Below are 20,324 nucleotides of genomic sequence, written 5' to 3'. Positions count from 1 at the left end.
ACGGACGGACCTGGTGAAGGGTCGGGCATGACGAACGAAGAGAAGCTCCTCCAGTACCTCAAGCGCGTCACCGCCGACCTCGCCGAGACCCGGCAGCGCCTGCACGAGGCGGAGGAACGCGCACCCGAACCGATCGCCGTCATCGGCACCGCCTGCCACTACCCCGGCGGCGCGGACGACCCCGACGGGCTGTGGCGGCTCGTCCGGGAGGGCCGGGACGCCATCGGTGAACTCCCCCTCGCCCGCGGCTGGGGGCCGCTGCCCGACCAGGACGGGACACCGGCACTGCGCGGCGGCTTCCTCGCCGAGGCCGACCGCTTCGACGCCGCCCTGTTCGGGATCAGCCCCCGCGAAGCGCTCACCATGGACCCCCAGCAGCGCCTGCTGCTGGAAACGGTCTGGGAGGCGTTCGAACGGTCCGGCATCCCGCCGCTGTCCCTGCGCGGTTCCCGCACCGGCGTCTTCGTCGGCGCCGGATCCTCCGACTACGGAGCCGGCGCGACCCTCCCCGAGGGCGCCGAGGGACATCTGATGACCGGCATCGCCGGCAGCATCGTCTCCGGCCGGGTCGCCTACACCTTCGGGCTCGAAGGTCCCGCGGTCACCGTCGACACCGCCTGCTCCTCCTCGCTCGTCGCCCTGCACCAGGCGGCGCACGCCCTCGGCGGCGGCGAATGCGACCTGGCGGTGGCCGCCGGCGTCAGCGTCATCGCCGGCCTCGGCGTCTTCAGCGAGTTCGGCAAACACGGCGGGCTCGCCCCCGACGGGCGCTGCAAGGCGTTCGGAGCCGACGCCGACGGCACCGGCTGGGCCGAGGGCGCCGGCGTCGTCCTGCTGGAACGCCTCAGCGACGCCCGCGCCCACGGCCACGACGTGCTCGCCGTCGTCAGCGGATCGGCCGTCAACTCCGACGGGGCCTCCAACGGCCTCACCGCCCCGAGCGCCCGCGCCCAGCGCGCCGTCATCCGCGCCGCGCTCGCCGCCGCCCGCCTCGCCCCCTCGGACGTGGACGCCGTCGAGGCCCACGGCACCGGCACCCGCCTCGGCGACCCCATCGAGGCCCAGGCGCTCATCGCCACCTACGGACAGAACCGCGAGAAGCCCCTGTGGCTCGGCTCGGTGAAGGCCAACATCGGCCACAGCCAGGCCGCCGCAGGCATGGCGGGCGTCATCAAGACGATCGAGGCACTGCGCCACGGCGTCCTGCCCCGCACCCTGCACGCCCGCACACCCTCCCCGCACATCGACTGGTCGGCCGGGGACGTACGCCTGCTGGTCGAGGAACAGCCGTGGCCGCGCGGCGGACGGCCGCGCCGCGCCGGGGTGTCCTCCTTCGGCATGAGCGGCACCAACGCCCACGTCATCCTGACCGAAGCCCCCGAAGCCCCCGAGGCACAGGAAACACCGAGCGGGAGGGAAGCCCCCGCGGCGGCCCTGCCCGTCGCCGTGCCGGTCCTGCTGTCCGGCCGCACCGCCGAGGCGCTCGCCACGCAGGCCGCCCGGCTGCTGGGGGACCTCGACACCCGCCCGGGGACCGCCCTCCTCGACATCGGCCGCACCCTCGCCACCGCACGGTCCCCGCTGGAGCACCGCGCCGTCGTGCTGGCCGGCGACTGCGAGGCGCTGACCGACGGCCTCACCGCCCTCGCCGCCGGCCGCGCCCCCGCCGGAGTCGTCCGCGGCAGCGCCGACGACTCCGGAACCGCCCTGCTGTTCGCCGGACAGGGCACCCAGCGGGCCGGCATGGGACGCGAACTGTACGACGCCTTCCCGGTGTTCGCCGCCGCCTTCGACGCGGTCTGCGCCCGCCTCGACCCGGAACTCGACCGGCCGCTGCGCGCCGTCGTGCACGGCGACGCCGACGCCCTGAACCGGACCTCGTACACCCAGGCCGGACTGTTCGCCCTCGAAGTGGCCCTGTTCCGGCTGCTGGAGTCCTGGGGCGTCACCCCCGGCCACCTGGTCGGCCACTCCGTCGGCGAGCTGGCCGCCGCCCACGCGGCCGGCATCCTCACCCTGGACGACGCCTGCCGGCTGGTGGCGGCGCGCGGCCGGCTGATGGAGGCCCTGCCCCCGGGCGGCGCGATGCTCGCCGTCGCCGCGACCGAGGACGCGCTCGACCTGCCGGACGGCGTCGCACTCGCCGCCGTCAACGGCCCGGCCGCGCTCACCGTCTCCGGCGACGAGGCCGCGATCGTCGCGCTGGAGAGGCGGCTGCGGGACGAAGGCCGCAAGGTCAAACGCCTCACCGTCACGCGCGCGTTCCACTCCCACCTGATGGAACCGATGCTGGCCGCGTTCGCCCGCGTCGCCGAGTCGCTGACCTACCACGCCCCCTCCGTCCCCCTCGTCCCCACGGCGTCCGGCGACCCCGCCACCGCCGCGTACTGGGTACGCCAGATCCGCGAACCGGTCCGCTTCGCCGACGCCGTCGCCCGCCTCCGCGACCAGCGGGTCGGCACCCTCGTCGAACTCGGCCCCGACGGCACCCTCTGCGCCGCCGCCCGCGACTGCCTCCCCGGCACCGGGGCCACCGTCGCGCCCACCCTGCGCCGCGACCGCCCCGAGCCCGCGACCCTGCTCGCCGCGCTCGCCGCCGCGCACACCACCGGCACCGACGTCGACTGGCGCGCCGTGTTCGACACCTGGGGCGGCGAGCGGGTGGCGCTGCCCACGTACGCGTTCCGGCGCGACCGGTACTGGGTGGAGAGAGCCGCCCCCACCGCGGCGGCGTCCGGCGCCATCGACCCGGGGGAGGCCCGGTTCTGGGACGCGGTGGACCGGGCCGACGCCGATGCCGTCGCCGACACGCTCGGCCTGCCCGGCCCCGGGTCCGTCGACGCCGTCCTGCCCGCGCTGACCACCTGGCGACGCCACCGCCTGGACCGCGGACGCGTCGACTCCTGGCGCTACCGCACCGCATGGCGTCCGCTGACCACCCCCGCCCCCGCCCCCCGGCCGGGCAACTGGCTGGCGGTGCTGCCGGCCGGCCCCACCGACCGGCCACTCGCCACGGCCGTCCTGCGCACCCTGCGCGACCGGGGCGCCCGGATCACCGAACTCGCCGTCGACCCGGCCGACGCCGAGCGGTGGACACTCGCCGAACGCCTCGCCGACGCCGCCGACGAAACGGGCCCGCTCACCGCAGTGGTGTCCCTCCTCGGGCTCGACGACACACCGGACCCCCGCCACCCCGCCCTGACCTGCGGCCTCACCACCACCCTGCTGCTCGTCCAGGCGCTCGGCGACGCCGAGACCGGCGCGCCGCTCTGGGCCCTCACCAGCGGCGCCGTCGCCGCCGGCCGCACCGACCGGGTCACCGCCCCCCGCCAGGCACTGGTGTGGGGGACCGGGCGGGTCGCCGCACTGGAAGCGCCCACCCGCTGGGGCGGACTCGTCGACCTCCCGGCCACCCTCGACGACGGATCCGCCGCCGCCCTCTTCTCCGTCCTGACCGGCGTCACCGACGAGGACCAGATCGCGGTGCGCGCCTCCGGCGCCTTCGCCCGCCGGATCGTCCGCGCCGAACCCGCCCCCGCCACCGCCGGGGCGCAGCCGTGGCGCCCGGACGGCCCCGTCCTCGTCACCGGCGGCACCGGCGCGCTCGGCGCCGAAGTCGCCCGGAGACTCTCCCGCCTGGGCGCCGCCCACGTCGTCCTCGTCGGCCGGCGCGGCGCCGACGCCGGCACCGCCGCCCTCGCCGCCGAACTGGCCCCCGCCACCCGCGTCACCGTCGCCGCCGCCGACGTCACCGACCCGGACGCCCTGGCCGCCCTCCTCGCCGAACACGCCGTACGCACCGTCGTGCACGCCGCCGGAATCAGCGAGGACGCCGCACTCGCGGACACCGACCCCGACGAGTTCGCCGCCGTCCTCGACGCGAAGGTCCGCGGCGCCGCCGTCCTCGACGCACTGCTCCCCGCGGCCGGCGACATCGACCGGTTCGTCCTCTTCTCCTCCGTCGCCGGCGTCTGGGGCGGAGCCGGCCAGGCCGCCTACGCCGCCGCCAACGCCTACCTCGACGCCCTCGCCGACCACCGCCGCGCCCGCGGCCTGCCCGCCACCTCGGTGGCCTGGGGCCCCTGGGACGGCGCGGGAATGGCCCAACGCGACGGTGTACGAGCCCACTTGGCCCGCCGGGGACTGGCCGCGATGGACCCCGGCCTCGCCCTCGACGCTCTCGCCGTCGCCCTCGACCAGGACGCGACGGCGTCGGTCGTCGCCGACGTCGACTGGCGCCGCTTCGCCCCCGCCTTCCGGGTGGCCCGCCGCAGCAGGCTCTTCGACGAACTCGCGGACGCCGACGACACCGCCACCGCGCACCCCGCCGCCGACCCGGCCGCCCTGCGCGCCCGATGGGCCGGAAGACTCTCCGCGCTGCCCCCGGCGGACCGTGCCGGGCACCTCGCCGACCTGGTGCGCGAAGAGGCCGCCGCCGTGCTCGGGCATGCCGGTGCGGACGCCGTCGGCGCCCGCACCGCCTTCCGCGACCTCGGCGTGGACTCCCTCACCGCCGTCGAACTCCGCGACCGGCTCACCCTGCTCACCGGCCTCGGCCTCCCCGCCGGCCTGGTCTTCGACCACCCGACGCCCGCCGCGCTGGGCGCCCACCTCGCCGCCCACCTGCTGCCCGCGACCGCTCCCGAACCGACGCCCGCCCCCGGCCCGGCCCGGCCCTCCGACCCCGCCGACGAACCGGTCGCCGTCATCGGCATCGGCTGCCGCTTCCCCGGCGGCGTCCGCACCCCCGAGGACTTCTGGCGGCTGCTCGCCGAGGGCACCGACGCCGTCTCCACGTTCCCCACCGACCGCGACTGGAACCTCGACACCCTCTTCGACGACACCGAGGAAGGCGCCAGCGACGTCCGCCGCGGCGGATTCCTCTACGACGTCGCCGACTTCGACCCCGCGGTCTTCCACCTCTCACCCCGCGAGGCCACCACCACCGACCCCCAGCAGCGCCTGCTGCTGGAGACCTCGTGGGAGGCGGTGGAACGCGCCGGAATCGCCCCCACCGCACTGCGCGGCAGCGACACCGGCGTCTTCGTCGGCACCAACGGCCAGGACTACGGCTACCTGCTGCTCGGCTCCGGCGAGAGCGTCGAAGGACACCTCACCGCCGGCACCACCGCGAGCGTCCTGTCCGGCCGGATCTCCTACACCCTCGGCCTCGAAGGGCCCGCCGTCACCGTCGACACCGCCTGCTCCTCCGGCCTGGTCGCCACCCACCTCGCCGCCAGGTCGCTGCGCGGCGGCGAATGCTCGCTCGCCCTCGCCGCCGGCGTCTCCGTCATGTCGACACCCGGCCCCTTCGTCGAGTTCAGCAAGCTCAGCGGCCTGGCCGCCGACGGCCGCTGCAAGGCGTTCTCCGAGACCGCCGACGGCACCGGCTGGGGAGAAGGCGCCGGCGTCCTGCTGCTGGAACGCCTCTCCGACGCCCGCCGCAACGGACACCGCGTCCTCGCCGTGCTGCGCGGCTCCGCCGTCAACCAGGACGGCGCGTCCAACGGACTCACCGCCCCCAGCGGCCCCGCCCAGCAACGCGTGATCCGCTCCGCCCTCGCCGACGCCCGGCTCGCCCCCGCCGACATCGACGCCGTCGAGGCGCACGGCACCGGCACCACCCTCGGCGACCCCATCGAGGCCCAGGCGCTGCTCGCCGCGTACGGCCAGGACCGCGACGAGCCGCTGTGGACCGGCTCCGTGAAGTCCAACATCAGCCACACCCAGGCCGCCTCCGGCATCGCCGGCGTCATCAAGATGGTCCTGGCCATGCGCCACGGCGTCCTGCCGAAGACCCTGCACGTCGACGGGCCCAGCACCAAGGTCGACTGGACCGCCGGACACGTCGCCCTCCTCACCGAGGCCCGCCCCTGGCCCGAGACCGGCCGCCCGCGCCGCGCCGGAGTGTCGTCGTTCGGTGCCAGCGGCACCAACAGCCACGTCATCCTGGAAGCCCCCGACCCCGACGACACCGGCGACACCACCGCCCCCACCCCCGCCCCGGGCGTCCCGCTGCCGTTCGTGCTGTCCGCCCGCGGCCCGCACGCCCTCGCCGCACAGGCCGCGGCGCTCCTCGGCCACCTGCGCACCGAACCCGGCACCTCGCCCGCCGACACCGCCCACACCCTGGCCACCGCCCGCGCCCCCTTCGAGAACCGGGCGGTCGCCGTCGCCGCCGACCGGGACCGGCTGCTCGACGCCCTCGGCGCACTCGCCGACGGCGCCCCCCACCCCGCCCTCGTCACCGGCCGGGAGACCACCCCCAAGGTCGCCTTCGTCTTCCCCGGCCAGGGCACCCAGTGGGCCGGCATGGCCGTCGAACTCCTCGACGCCTCACCCGTCTTCCGGGCCCGCTTCGACGCCTGCGCGCACGCCCTCGCCCCGCACATCGACTTCGCACCCGAACAGGTGCTGCGCGCCGCCCCCGGCGCACCCTCCCTCGACGCCGTCGACGTCGTACAACCGCTGCTCTGGGCCGTCATGGTCTCCCTCGCCGAGGTGTGGCGCGCCCACGGGGTCACCCCCTCGGCGGTCGTCGGGCACAGCCAGGGCGAGATCGCCGCGGCCTGCGTCGCCGGCGCCCTCACCCTCGCCGACGGCGCCGCCGTGGTGGCCCTGCGCTCCAGCGCCCTCACCAGGGTCGCCGGCCGCGGCGGCATGCTCTCCGTCGCGCTGCCGCTCGCCGACGCCGAGGAACGCCTGACCGGCCACGCCGACCGGATCTCCGTCGCCGCCGTCAACGGCCCCGGCTCCGTCGTGCTGTCCGGCGAACCCGAGGCGCTGGACGAACTGACCGCCGAACTCACCGAAGCGGGCGTACGCACCCGCCGGCTGCCCGTCGACTACGCCTCGCACTCCGCCCAGATGGAGACCATCCGCGACGCGGTCACCGCCGCCCTCGACACCGCCGCCGTCACCTCCCGCACCGCCGACGTCCCGTTCTACTCCTCCGTCACCGGCGACCTCCTCGACACCCGGGAGGCCGACGCCGGCTACTGGTACACCAACCTCCGCCGGACCGTCCGCTTCGAGGAAGCCACCACCGCCCTCCTGCGCGACGGCCACACCCTGTTCATCGAGATCGGCCCGCACCCGGTGCTCACCACCGCCGTCCAGGAGACCGCCGCCCGCGAAGAGCGCCCCGTCACCGCGATCGGCACCCTGCACCGCGACGACGGCGGCCCCGCCCGCCTGCTCACGGGCCTCGCCGAGGCATGGGTCCTCGGCGTCCCCGTCGACTGGCGGCCCGCCCTCGAAGCGGTCCCCGGCGCCCACCTCGTGGACCTGCCGACCTACCCCTTCCAGCACAAGCGTTACTGGCCCACCCCCGCCGACGCCGGACACCCCGAACCGGCCGGCCACGCCTCGCCCACCGAAAGCCGGTTCTGGGCCGCCGTCGACGACCACGACGCCGAGGCCCTCGCCGGGGTCACCGCCATCGACCCGGCCGCCCTCGAACCCCTCCTGCCGCGCCTGTCCGCCTGGCACCGGGCGGCACGCGAGGAGGACGCCGTCGACGCCTGGCGCTACCGCGTCGCCTGGTCCGCGCTGACCGAACTGCCCGCCGCCACCCTGCCGGGACGCCGCCTGCTGATCCTGCCCGCGTCCGCCGCCGGCGGACCGACCGCCGCCCTCTGCGAGACCCTGCTCGCCGAACGCCACGCCGACCTCGACGTCCTCGTCGTCGACCCCGCCACCACCGACGGCGACGATCTCACCGACCTGCTCCGCGACCTCGTGAACCCCGGCGAACCCCTCGGCGGCATCCTCTCGCTGCTCGCCCTGGACACCGCACCGCACCCCGGCCACCCCGCCCTCACCGCCGGACTGGCCGGGACCCTGTCCCTGCTGCACGCCGTCGTCGCCCTCGACACCGGCCCGCTGTGGGCCCTCACCCGCGGCGCCGTCGGCGTCGGCGACGACGAGGTCCCCGCCGACCCCGAACAGGCCCAGACCTGGGGCCTCGGCCGGGTCGCCGCGCTCGAACACCCGCGCCACTGGGGCGGCCTGATCGACCTTCCGGCCGACGACGCCGACGACCCCCACCTGCCCGCCCGCCTCGCCGGGGCCCTCGCCCGCACCGACGGCGAGGACCAGATCGCCGTCCGCGCCGACGGCGTGTACGGCCGCCGGCTGCTGCACGCCGGCACCGGCGACGGCACCGGCCCCACCGCGCACGGCTGGCGCCCCACCGGCGCGGTGCTCGTCACCGGCGGCACCGGCGCCATCGGCGGCCACGTCTCACGCTGGCTCGCCGCCGAAGGCGCCGAACACCTCGTCCTCACCAGCAGGCGCGGCCCCACCGCCCCCGGCGTCCGCGCGCTCACCGACGAACTCACCGCTCTCGGCGCCCGCGTCACCGTCGCCGCCTGCGATCTGGAGGACCGCGACGACGTCGCCCGCCTCCTCACCGGCCTCGCCGACGACGGCACCGCCGTCCGCGCCGTCATGCACACCGCCGGCACGGGCACCCTCGCCCCGCTCGCCGAAACCACCGTCACCGACCTCGCCCGCCTCACCGGCGGCAAGGTCGCCGGAGCCCGCCACCTCGACGCGCTCCTCGACCCCGCACAGCTCGACGCCGTCGTCCACTTCTCCTCCATCTCCGGCGTCTGGGGCGTCGGCCGGCACGGCGGATACGCCGCCGGCAACGCCTACCTCGACGCCCTCGCCGAGAACCGCGCACGCGACGGCGTCCCCATGACCTCGATCGCCTGGGGCCCCTGGGACGGCGGCGGCATGGTCGAACTCGCCGCCGTCGAACCGATGCTGCGCCGCGGGGTCCCGCTGATCTCCCCCGAACCCGCCATGACCGCCCTGCGCCAGGCACTCGACCACCGCGACGCGTTCGTCGCCGCCGCCGAGGTCGACTGGGAACGCTTCGTCCCCGCCTTCACCTCGCTCCGCCCCAGCCCGCTGCTGCGCGAACTCCCCGAGGTACGCGCCCTGCGGCCCGCCGAGGACCCCGCGGAGGAAGCCCCCGACCCCGAAGCCGAGGACGGCTTCCTGACCGTGCTCACCGGACTCTCGCCCGGCGAACGCGAACGGGCCGTGCTCGAACTCGTACGCACCCACGCCGCCGTCGTCCTCGGCCACGCCGGACCCGAGGAGATCGAGGAGGACCGGGCGTTCCGCGACGTCGGATTCGACTCGCTCTCCGCCGTCTCGCTGCGCAACCGGATCGCCGCCGCCACCGGCCTGACCCTGCCGACCACCCTCGTCTTCGACGTGCCGAACCCGGCCGCGCTGGCGGCACACCTGCTGTCGCTGCTGCTGCCCGAGGACACCGGCGACGACCTCCCGTCGATGGACGAACTCGACCGCCTCGAAGCGGCGTTGGCCCGCCGCGCCGACGACGACCTCGACCGGGTACGCATCGTGATGCGGCTGGAATCGCTGCTCGCCGCGCAGCGCACCACGGACGCGACCTCCGGGAAGGACGGCCTCGCCGACCGCCTGGAGTTCGCGTCGGACGACGAACTGTTCGATCTGGTGGACAGGGATCTGGGACTGAAGTGACTGCCTCAAGGACCCCGTCGGAGAACAAGATGACCGCCGAAGCGAGCAAGAACCCCACCGAGCGCAAGCTCCGCGACTACCTCGGCCGGGTGATCGCCGAACTGCACGACACCCGGCGGCGGCTGCGTGAGGCCGAGTCCGCCGAGCCGGAGCCGATGGCCATCGTCTCGATGGCCTGCACCCTGCCCGGCGGCGTCCGCTCGCCCGAGGACCTGTGGCGCCTGCTCATGGAGGGCGGCGACGCCATCACCCCCTTCCCCGACGACCGGGGCTGGGGCGAGGGGGGCCTGCCGGGCGCCGACGGCGGCGAGTCCCTGCGGGCCGCCCAGGGCGGCTTCCTGCACGACGCCGGACTCTTCGACCCGGCCTTCTTCGGCATCAACCCCCGCGAAGCGCTCGCCATGGACCCGCAGCAGCGGCTGATCCTGGAAGCCGCCTGGGAGGCCACCGAACGGGCCGGCATCCACCCGAAGACCCTGCGCGGCTCCCGCACCGGCGTCTTCATCGGCACCAACGGCCAGGGCTACGGCGCGACCGACGGCATGGCCGGCTCCGAGGGCTACCAGCTCACCGGCGGCGCCACCTCCGTGGTGTCCGGGCGCATCGCCTACACCCTCGGCCTCGAAGGCCCCGCCGTCAGCGTCGACACCGCCTGCTCCTCCTCGCTGACCGCACTCCACCTCGCCTCCCGCGCCCTCACCGACGGCGACTGCTCGGCCGCCTTCGTCGGCGGCGTCACCGTCATGCCGCACCCCGCCGGTTTCCACGAGTTCAACCGCCAGCGCGGCCTCGCCTCCGACGGACGCTGCAAGGCGTTCTCCGCCGACGCGGACGGCATGGGCATGGCCGAGGGCGTCGTGATGCTCCTGGTCGAACGGCTCAGTGACGCCCGCCGCGCCGGACACCCCGTCCTCGCCCTGGTCCGGGGGAGCGCGGTCAACCAGGACGGTGCGTCCAACGGTCTCACCGCCCCCAGCGGCCCCGCCCAGCAGCGCGTCATCCGCGCCGCCCTGGCCGGCGCCCGCCTCTCGCCCGAGCAGATCGACGCGGTCGAGGCGCACGGCACCGGCACCACCCTCGGCGACCCCATCGAAGCACGCGCCCTGCTCGACACCTACGGCCGCAACCGCGACCGGCCCCTGTGGCTCGGCTCCCTCAAGTCGAACATCGGGCACACCCAGTCCGCGTCCGGGGTCGCCGGCGTGATCAAGATGGTGCTGGCGATGCGGCACCGCGTGCTGCCCCGCACCCTGCACGCCGACGAGCCGACGCCGCACGTCGACTGGGCCTCCGGACAGATCACCCTGCTCACCGAGGCCCGCCCCTGGGAGCCCGGCGACCGGCCCCGGCGCGCCGCCGTCTCCTCCTTCGGCATCAGCGGCACCAACGCCCACGTCATCATCGAGGAACCCCCGGCCGCCGACCCGGACGAGCCCGCCGCCCCGCGCCGCCCCGCTCCCGCCACCGTGCCGCTGCCGGTCTCCGGCCGCTCCGCCGCCGCCCTCGCCGCCCAGGCGGCGCGCCTGCGCGCGTTCCTCGCCGCCGACCCGGTCGCCCCCGCGGACGCCGTCGACCTCGGCTTCTCCCTCGCCACCACCCGCCAGTCCCACGAACACCGCGCCGTCGTCCTTGCCGCGTCCCCCGACGACGTCCTCGCCGCCCTGGACTCCCTCGCCGCCTCCACCGCCCCACCCACCGTCCTCACCGGCACGGTCCGCCCCGGTCAGACGGCCTTCCTCTTCACCGGGCAGGGCGCCCAGTACCCGGGCATGGGCAAGGAGCTGTACGACACCTACCCCGTCTACCGGGACGCGTTCGACGCGGTATGCGCCGCGATCCCGCTCGAACGCCCGCTGCGCGACGTCGTCTTCGGCGACGCCGAAGGGCTCGACCGCACGGCGTACACCCAGCCCGCCCTGTTCTCCCTGGAGGTCGCCCTCTTCCGGCTGATCGAGTCGTGGGGCGTACGCGCCGACGCCGTCGCCGGGCACTCCGTCGGCGAACTCGCCGCCGCCCACGTGGCGGGCATCCTGTCGTTGGAGGACGCCTGCGTCCTGGTGGCGGCCCGCGGCCGGCTGATGGAGGCGCTGCCCGCAGGCGGCGCGATGCTGGCGGTCGAGGCGGCCGAGGACGAGGTGGACCTCCCGGACGGGGTGGACCTCGCGGCCGTCAACGGACCCGCCTCGATCACCGTCTCCGGAGAGGAACCGGCGGTCTCCGCCCTGGAGGCCCGGCTGCGCGCCGAGGGCCGCAAGGTCAAGCGGCTGACCGTCTCGCACGCGTTCCACTCGCACCTGATGGAACCGATGCTCGCCGACTTCGCCGCCGTCGCCGCCGGTCTCACCTACCGGGCGCCCGTCATCCCCTTCGTGTCGACGGTCGCCGCCGACAGCGGCCCCGCGACCCCCGACCACTGGGTCCAGCAGATCCGCGCCACCGTACGGTTCGCCGACGCGGCCGGGGAACTGCGCGGCCGAGGGGTCACCCGGCACGTCGAACTCGGCCCCGACAGCGTCCTGTCCGCACTCGTGGCGGAGACCGCCGTCCCGCTGCAGCGCGCCGGACGCGACCAGGTGGACACCCTGCTGCGCGCCGCCGCCCGGCTCCACGTCACCGGCCTCGACCTGGACTGGGCCGCCGTCCTCGCACCGTGGTCGCCCCGCCGGCTCGACCTGCCCACCTACGCCTTCCAGCGCGACCGGTACTGGCCCACCCCCGTCGCCGCGACCGACCTCGGCGCGGCCGGGCTGCGCGGAGCCGGGCACCCGATGCTCGGCGCAGCCGTCTCCGTCGTCGGCGACGGCGCCCTGGTCCTCACCGGCCGGCTCTCCCGCACCACCCATCCCTGGCTCGGCGACCACCGGGTCGGCGGCGAGATCCTGGTCCCCGGCACCGCACTGGTCGAACTCGCCCTGCACGCGGGCGAGCAGGCCGGCTGCCCCGTGCTGGACGAACTGACCCTGGACACCCCGCTGGTCCTGCCCGCCCGCGGCGGCGTCCGCGTCCAGATCGAGGTGGACGCCCCCGACGCCGGCCCCGACCCCCGGCGCGGCATCGCGGTGTACGTGGGCCCCGACGACGCGGACCCGGACCCCGCGGCCGGCTGGACCCGGCACGCCACCGGCGTGCTCCGCCCGGCGCCCGGCGACGCGCCCGAGGACGACCGGCTCGCCACCTGGCCGCCCCCGCACGCCCGCCCGGTCCCCGTCGACGGCTTCTACGACGCCGCCGCCTCCGCCGGACTCGACTACGGCCCCGCCTTCCGCGGCCTCACCGCCGCCTGGCTCGGCGCCGACGGCGAGGTGTACGCCGAGGTCGCCCTGCCTGCGGCCCCGGCCGCCGGAACCGCCGCGACCGGCTTCGGCCTCCACCCCGCGCTGTTCGACGCCGCCCTGCACGCCGCGGCCTTCGGCGGCCTCCTCCCCGCCGAGGCGACCGAGGCGACAGGGACCGGAACAGGCGCCGCGCACCCCGCTCCCGTACGCCTACCGTTCAGCTGGTCCGGCGTCACCCTGCACGCCGCCGACGCCACCGCGCTGCGGGTGCGGCTCGCCCGCGCCGGCACCGACGCCGTCTCCGTCACCCTCGCCGACCCGGCGGGGCGCCCCGTCGCCACCGTCGAACGCCTCGTACTCCGCCCCGCCGCGCCCTCCGCCGGCGCGGTGCCCCGCGACACCCTGTTCCGCGTCGACTGGACCGCGCTGCCCGCCGGGGACCGCGAACCCACCGGCTGGACCCTCGTCCGCGATCCCGGCGACCTCGCCGCGCTCGCCGAACTCCCCGCGCCGCCCGCACACGTCGCGGTGCAGGTGTCCGCCGGCCCGGCCGACACCCACCGGGACGAAGCCGAGGCCGTCCGGGCCGCCGCGCACCGCGCACTGGCCTGGACGCAGGCATGGCTCGCCGACGACCGCTTCGCCGACTCCCGCCTCGTCGTCCTCACCCGGGGCGCCACGCCCGCCGGGAACACCGCCGTGGACCCGGCGGCGGCAGCCGTCCGGGGCCTCGTGCACTCCGCGCAGACCGAACACCCCGACCGCTTCGTCCTCCTCGACCTGGACCCCGACGCGACCGGCCCCCATGCGACCGGCCCCGGGACCGACCGGCCCCTGCCCGCCGTCGCCCTCCCCGCCGACGAGCCGGAACTCGCCCTGCGCGCCGACCGCCTGTACGCACCCCGGCTGACCCGTGCCGTACCGCCCGGCGCCCCGCCCGCCCCGCCCGCCGACGGCACCGTACTGATCACCGGCGGCACCGGCGTCCTCGGCTCCCTCGTCGCCCGCCACATGGCGGCCCGGCACGGGGTCCGCCACCTGCTGCTGGTCGGCCGGCGCGGCCCCGACGCACCCGGCGCCGCCGAACTGGTCACCGAACTGGCCGCCCTCGGCGCGCATGCCGACGTCGTCGCCTGCGACACCTCCGACCGCGACGCGCTGGCCGCCGTACTGGACGCGATTGCCGCCGACCGCCCGCTCACCGGGGTGGTGCACGCCGCCGGCGTCGTCGACGACGGCACGGTCACCGCCCTCACTGCGGACCGGCTCGACACGGTGCTCGACGCCAAGGCCGTCTCCGCCCTCCACCTGGACGCCCTCGTCGGCGACGTCGGCCTGTTCGTCCTGTTCTCCTCCGCGGCGGCCACCTTCGGCTCCGCCGGCCAGGCCAACTACGCGGCGGCCAACGCCGTCCTCGACGCCGTCGCCCACCGCCGCCCCGGAGCGGTCTCCGTCGGCTGGGGCCTGTGGGCCGAGGCCAGCGGCATCACCGCCGGACTGGACGAAAACGAGCGCGCCAGGATCACCCGGTCCGGGGCCGCGCTCGCCACCCCCGAGGCCCTCGCCCTCTTCGACGCGGCCCGCGCGGGCGACACCCCCCACCTGGTCGCCCTGCGCATGGACCTGCCGGGGATGCGGACCCTGCTCGACCGCGACCCGGCCGCCGCCGCGCCCCCGCTGCTCCGCGCCCTGGTCACCCGGACCGCCCGCGCCCTCGCGAGCGCCGCCCCGGCGTCCGGACGACCGCTCTCCTCCCTGGGCGACCGGCTCGCCGCCCTCGGCGAGCCGGAACGCACGGACGCCCTGGCCGAACTGGTACGCGCCGAGGTCGCCGCCGTGCTCGGCCACGGCGACACCGGCGCCATCGAGGACCACCGCCCCTTCAAGGACCTCGGCTTCGACTCCCTCACCGCCGTCGAACTGCGCAACCGGCTCGGCGCGCTGACCGGCATCCGGCTGCCCGCCACCCTCGTCTTCGACCACCCCTCGCCCCGCGACCTCGTCACCCACCTGCTGCCCCGCCTCACCGGCGAGAGGACCGCGCCCGCACCCGCCGCGACGCCCCGCCGGGCCGCCACCGACGAACCCATCGCCATCGTCGCCATGAGCTGCCGCTACCCCGGCGACGTCAACAGCCCCGACGACCTCTGGCGACTCGTCATGTCGGGCACCGACGCCATCACCCCCTTCCCCGCCAACCGGGGCTGGGACGCCGAAGCCCTCTACGACCCCGACCCCGACAGCTCCGGCACCTCCTACGTCGTCGAGGGCGGCTTCGTCCACGACGCCGACCGTTTTGACCCGCAGCTCTTCGGGATCTCGCCCCGCGAGGCGCTCGCCATGGACCCCCAGCAACGGATGATGCTGGAGGCCGCCTGGGAGACCTTCGAACGCGCCGGCCTGGACCCGACCTCGCTGCGCGGCAGCCGCACCGGAGTCTTCGCCGGCCTGATGTACCACGACTACGCCGCCACCATGACCGTGCTGCCGGAGGGCGTCGAGGGCTACCTCGGCACCGGAACCTCCGGCAGCGTCCTGGCCGGGCGCGTCTCCTACACCTTCGGGCTGGAAGGCCCGGCCATGACGGTCGACACCGCCTGCTCCTCGTCGCTGGTCGCGCTGCACCTGGCGGCACAGTCGCTGCGCAACGGCGAATGCGACCTCGCGCTCGCGGGGGGCGTCACCGTCCTGTCCACCCCCGCCGTCTTCATCGACTTCAGCCGCCAGCGGGGACTCGCCTCCGACGGCCGGTGCCGGTCCTTCTCCTCGGACGCCGACGGCACCGGCTGGGCCGAGGGCATCGGCGTACTGCTGGTGGAACGCCTCTCCGACGCACTGGCCCGCGGCCACGAGGTGTTGGCGGTGATGCGGGGGAGCGCGGTCAACCAGGACGGCGCGTCCAACGGCCTGACGGCCCCGAACGGCCCCGCCCAGCAGCGCGTCATCCGGGAGGCGCTGGCCTCGGCTGGACTGACCCCCTCCGACGTCGACGCGGTGGAGGCGCACGGCACCGGCACCAAGCTCGGTGACCCGATCGAGGCGCAGGCGCTGCTCGCCACCTACGGGCAGGACCGTGAAGAGCCCCTGTGGCTCGGCTCGTTGAAGTCCAACATCGGCCACGCCCAGGCCGCCGCAGGGGTCGGTGGTGTCATCAAGATGGTGGAGGCGATGCGGCACGGCGTGCTGCCGCGCACCCTGCACGTCGCCGAGCCCACGTCCCAGGTGGACTGGACCGAGGGCGCCGTCGAGCTGCTGACCGAGTCCCGTCCCTGGCCCGAGATGGACCGGCCGCGCCGCGCTGCGGTCTCGTCCTTCGGCGTGAGCGGCACCAACGCCCACGTCGTCCTGGAGGCCGCCCCCGCACCCCGGCGGACACCCGACACCCCCGCGCCGGACCGGCCCGCGCCCGACGGTCCCGGCCGGGTCCTGCCCTGGGTGCTGTCCGCAGGCAGCGCCGACGCGCTGCGTGCTCTGGCGGCCCGGCTGGCGCCGGCCACCGGGTCCGCCGACCCGGCGGACGTCGCCTGGCGGCTGTCCACCGGCCGGGCGGCGCTGGAGTACCGAGCAGTGGTGCTCGCCGCCGGCCCCGACGGCTTCAACGAGGGACTGCGGGCCTTGGCGGAAGGCCGCGACGCCCCCGGTCTGGTGACCCGTTCCGGTGGTGCGGGTCGTGGTGGCGCGGTGTTCGTGTTCCCGGGCCAGGGGTCGCAGTGGGCGGGGATGGCCGCCGGACTTCTGGACGCCGAGCCGGTGTTCGCGGCGCGGATGGCGGAGTGCGCGGCGGCGTTGGCCCCGTTCACCGACTTCGCGTTGCTGGATGTGGTGCGTGGTGACGGTGTTGAGCTGGAGCGGGTGGAGGTGGTGCAGCCGGTTCTGTGGGCGGTGATGGTGTCGCTGGCGGAGCTGTGGCGTTCGGTGGGTGTGGTCCCGGCGGCGGTGGTGGGTCACTCGCAGGGTGAGATCGCGGCTGCGGTGGTGGCCGGTGCGTTGTCGTTGGTGGACGGTGCGCGGGTGGTGGCGCTGCGGTCGGGGCTGATCGCGCGTGAGCTGGCGGGCCGGGGTGGGATGGCGTCGCTGGCCGTCCCCGCGTCCGAGGCGCGTGCACTGGTGCTGCGGTGGCCGGGGTTGTCGGTCGCGGCGGTCAACGGACCTGGCTCGACGGTGGTGTCGGGTGACGCGGACGCCATCGCCGATATCGTGGCGCACTGCGCGGAGAACGGGATACGTGCCCGTCGGGTCCCGGTGGACTACGCCTCGCACTCGGCGCACGTCGAGGGCCTGCGGGAGCAGTTGCTCGCCGACCTCGCCCCGGTACGGCCGACCGCGCCGGTGGTCCCGTTCTATTCCTCGGTGACCGGCGGGCGTCTCGACGCGGCGACCGTGCTGGACGCCACGTACTGGTACGACAACCTCCGCAACCCGGTCCGCTTCGAGGACGCCACCCGCGCCCTGCTGGACGACGGCCGCACCCTCTTCGTCGAGACCAGCCCGCACCCGGTGCTCACGGTCGGTCTCCAGGAGACACTGGAGTCGTCGGGCCGCTCGCACGCCGTGCTGCACTCCCTGCGGCGCGACGAGGGAGGCAGGCCGCGCTGGCTCACCGCCCTCGCCGAGGCACATGTCCACGGCGTGGACATCGACTGGCGCACCCTGCTGGACGACCGCACCGGGCACCCCGTCGATCTGCCCACCTACCCCTTCCAGCGCGAGCGCTACTGGCCGGAGAACCACGCGCTGCCCGCCGACGTGACCGCCGTCGGCCTCGGACGGACCGACCACCCGCTGCTCGGCGCCGCCGTGTCCGTGGCCGGAACCGACGGCGTCCTGCTCACCGGCCGGCTCGCCCGCACCACCCACCCCTGGCTCGCCGACCACGCCCTGCTCGGCACCGTGCTGCTGCCGGGGACCGCACTGGTCGAACTCGCCTCGCGGGCAGGGGCCGGCGCCGACTGCCCCTGTGTGGACGAACTGACCCTGGAGGCGCCGCTCATCCTGCCCGACGAGCGTGCCGTCGTCGTCCAGGTCGTCGTCGGGGACTCGGCGGGGGAGGACCGGACCCGGCCCGTCACGGTGTACTCCCGGCCCGAGGGCGACGACGCGGCCTGGACCCGGCACGCCACCGGAACCGTACGCCCCGCCGACCCCGCCGAACCGGTCCCCGGACTCGCCCTCTGGCCGCCGCGCGACGCCCGCCCCGTCGACGTCACCGGCTTCTACCGGGCTGCCGCCGAGAACGGCTACGCCTACGGGCCCGCGTTCCAGGGCCTGCGCGCCGTGTGGCAGCGCGACGGCGAGGTCTTCGCCGAGGTCGCCCTCGACCCGTCCGCCCACCAGGACGCCGCCGGTTTCGGGCTGCACCCCGCCCTGCTCGACGCCGCGCTGCACGCCATCGGCGCCGGCGGTCTCCTCCCCGGCACCGACGAGGTGAGGGTGCCCTTCTCCTGGCACGGCGTCACCCCGTACGCGACCGGGGCGACCGAACTCCGCGTCCGGCTGACCAGGACCGGCGCCGACGGCACGGACGGCGAAGCGGTCCGCATCGACGCCGCCGACGCCGGCGGAGCCCCGGTCGCCCAGGTCGCGTCGCTGGCGCTGCGCCCCCTCGCCGCGGATCAGCTCACCGTCGGCCGGGACGTACGGGACTCCCTCTACGGCATCGACTGGGTGCCCGCCCCGGCGGGGCCCGAGCCCGTGTCCTGGGCCGTCGTCGGCGGTGACCTCCTCGGCGCCGCCGACCACCTCGCCGACGAGACGCCGGCCGTCCACTGGCACGCCGACCCCGGCGCGTTCACCGACGCCCTCGACGCCGGGACGCCCGTACCGGACGTCGTGCTGCTCTCGGCGGGGGCCGCCCCCGAGGACGAGGCGGACGCCGTCCACCGCAGGACCGCCGAGGTTCTGGCCGCCGTCCGGACCCTGCTCGCCGACGACCGTCTCGCCGACACCCGGATCGCCCTGCTCACCTGCGGGGCCGCCGCCGTCCGCGACGGCGAGGACGTCCTCGACCTGCCGGGAGCCGCGGCCCGCGGAATGCTCAGGTCCGCCCACTCCGAACATCCCGGCCGGATCACGCTGATCGACACCGACGGCGACCTCACCGCCCTCCCCGGCGCCCTCGCCGCCGACGAACCGGAGACGGCGCTGCGCGGCGGCTCACTGCTCGTCCCGCGCCTGGTCCGGACCCGGAGGCCCGACCACCCGCGGACCACGCCGGAGGCGAGGGAGGGCACCGTACTGATCACCGGCGGTACCGGCGTCCTCGGCGGGATGCTCGCCCGCCACCTCGCCGAGACCCACGGCGTCACCGAACTGCTCCTCCTCAGCCGCTCCGGCCCCGCCGCACCGGGAGCCGGCGACCTCGTCGCCGAGCTGGCGAAACTCGGCGCCCGCGCCGACGTCGTCGCCTGCGACGCCGCCGACCGGGACGCGGTCGCCGCCGCGCTGGCCGGCCGGCGCGTCACCGGCGTCGTGCACGCCGCCGGCGTCCTCGACGACGGGGTGTTCGACGCCCTGACGCCCGAACGGGTCTCGGCCGTACTGCGCCCCAAGTCCGACGCGGCGCTGCACCTGGACGAACTGGTGGGCGACGCGGCCCTGTTCGTACTCTTCTCGTCCGGCACCGCCACCTTCGGCACCCCCGGCCAGGCGAACTACGCCGCCGCCAACGCCGTTCTGGACGCCCTCGCCGCCCGGCGCCGGGCGCGCGGACTGCCCGCCCGGTCCATCGGCTGGGGCCTCTGGGCCACCGCCACCGGCATGACCGCCCACCTCGCCGGCGCCGACCTCGCCAGGGCCGGCAGCGCGGGCACGGCGCTCTCCGACACCGACGGCCTCGCCCTCTTCGACGCGGCCCTCGCCACGGACCGCGCCCACCTCGTCGCCACCCACCTCGACCTCCCCGCCCTCCGGGCGCGGGCGGCCACCGACCCCGTACCCCCGCTGCTGCGCGTCCTGGTCCCCGCCACGACCCGGCGGGCGACGGCCGGCGACGGGCAGGGCGCGGCGGCCCTCACCGCACGGCTCGCCGCCCTCGACGCCCCGGAACGGGCCCAGACCGTTCTCGACCTGGTCCGCTTCCACGCCGCCTCGGTGCTCGGACACGCCTCGTCGGACAGCGTCGACCCCGAGCGCGGCTTCACCGAACTCGGTTTCAGCTCGCTGACCGCCGTCGAGATCCGCAACCGGCTCGCCACCGCCACCGGCCTGCGCCTGCCGACCACCCTCGTCTTCGACTACCCCACCTCACTGAAGGTGGCCGACCACCTGCTGGAACGCCTCACCGCCGACTCCGCGGCGAGCGGCACGCAGGACCTGCTGACCGACCTCGACCGGCTCGACTCCGTACTCGCGCGCACCGGACCCGGCGACGAGACACGAGCACGCGTTGTTTCCCGGCTCAACGCCCTGCTCGCCCGGTACGACACCGGGGCCGGGGGAGACACCGGACTGCTGGCCGCGGCGAGCGGCCTCGACACGGCCGACGACGACGCGATGTTCGACTTCATCGACAAAGAGCTGGGGGCCTAG

General features: G+C 76.1%; 2 protein-coding genes. Both read left to right on the top strand.

Annotated features, from left to right (window positions below):
• Window positions 1-27 precede the first annotated feature (27 nt).
• Window positions 28-9,522, top strand: a complete 9,495-nt coding sequence (locus Q0994_RS21290) for a type I polyketide synthase (RefSeq protein WP_299537457.1) — start codon at window positions 28-30, stop codon at window positions 9,520-9,522.
• Between the two features lie 29 nt (window positions 9,523-9,551).
• A complete protein-coding gene (locus tag Q0994_RS21285; RefSeq protein WP_299537456.1) occupies window positions 9,552-20,324 on the top strand; it encodes a type I polyketide synthase in 10,773 nt (3,590 codons plus the stop codon).

It is taken from the genome of uncultured Streptomyces sp. (assembly GCF_947488945.1).
Taxonomy (GTDB): Bacteria; Actinomycetota; Actinomycetes; order Streptomycetales; family Streptomycetaceae; genus Streptomyces.
This window is presented reverse-complemented; position numbering and strand designations above follow the sequence as displayed.

What these genes read in the sequence shown, in the direction of transcription:
- Q0994_RS21285 (WP_299537456.1), top strand. Translation starts at nt 9,552, where the DNA reads ATGACCGCCGAAGCGAGCAAGAACCCCACCGAGCGCAAGCTCCGCGAC.
- Q0994_RS21290 (WP_299537457.1), top strand. Translation starts at nt 28, where the DNA reads ATGACGAACGAAGAGAAGCTCCTCCAGTACCTCAAGCGCGTCACCGCC.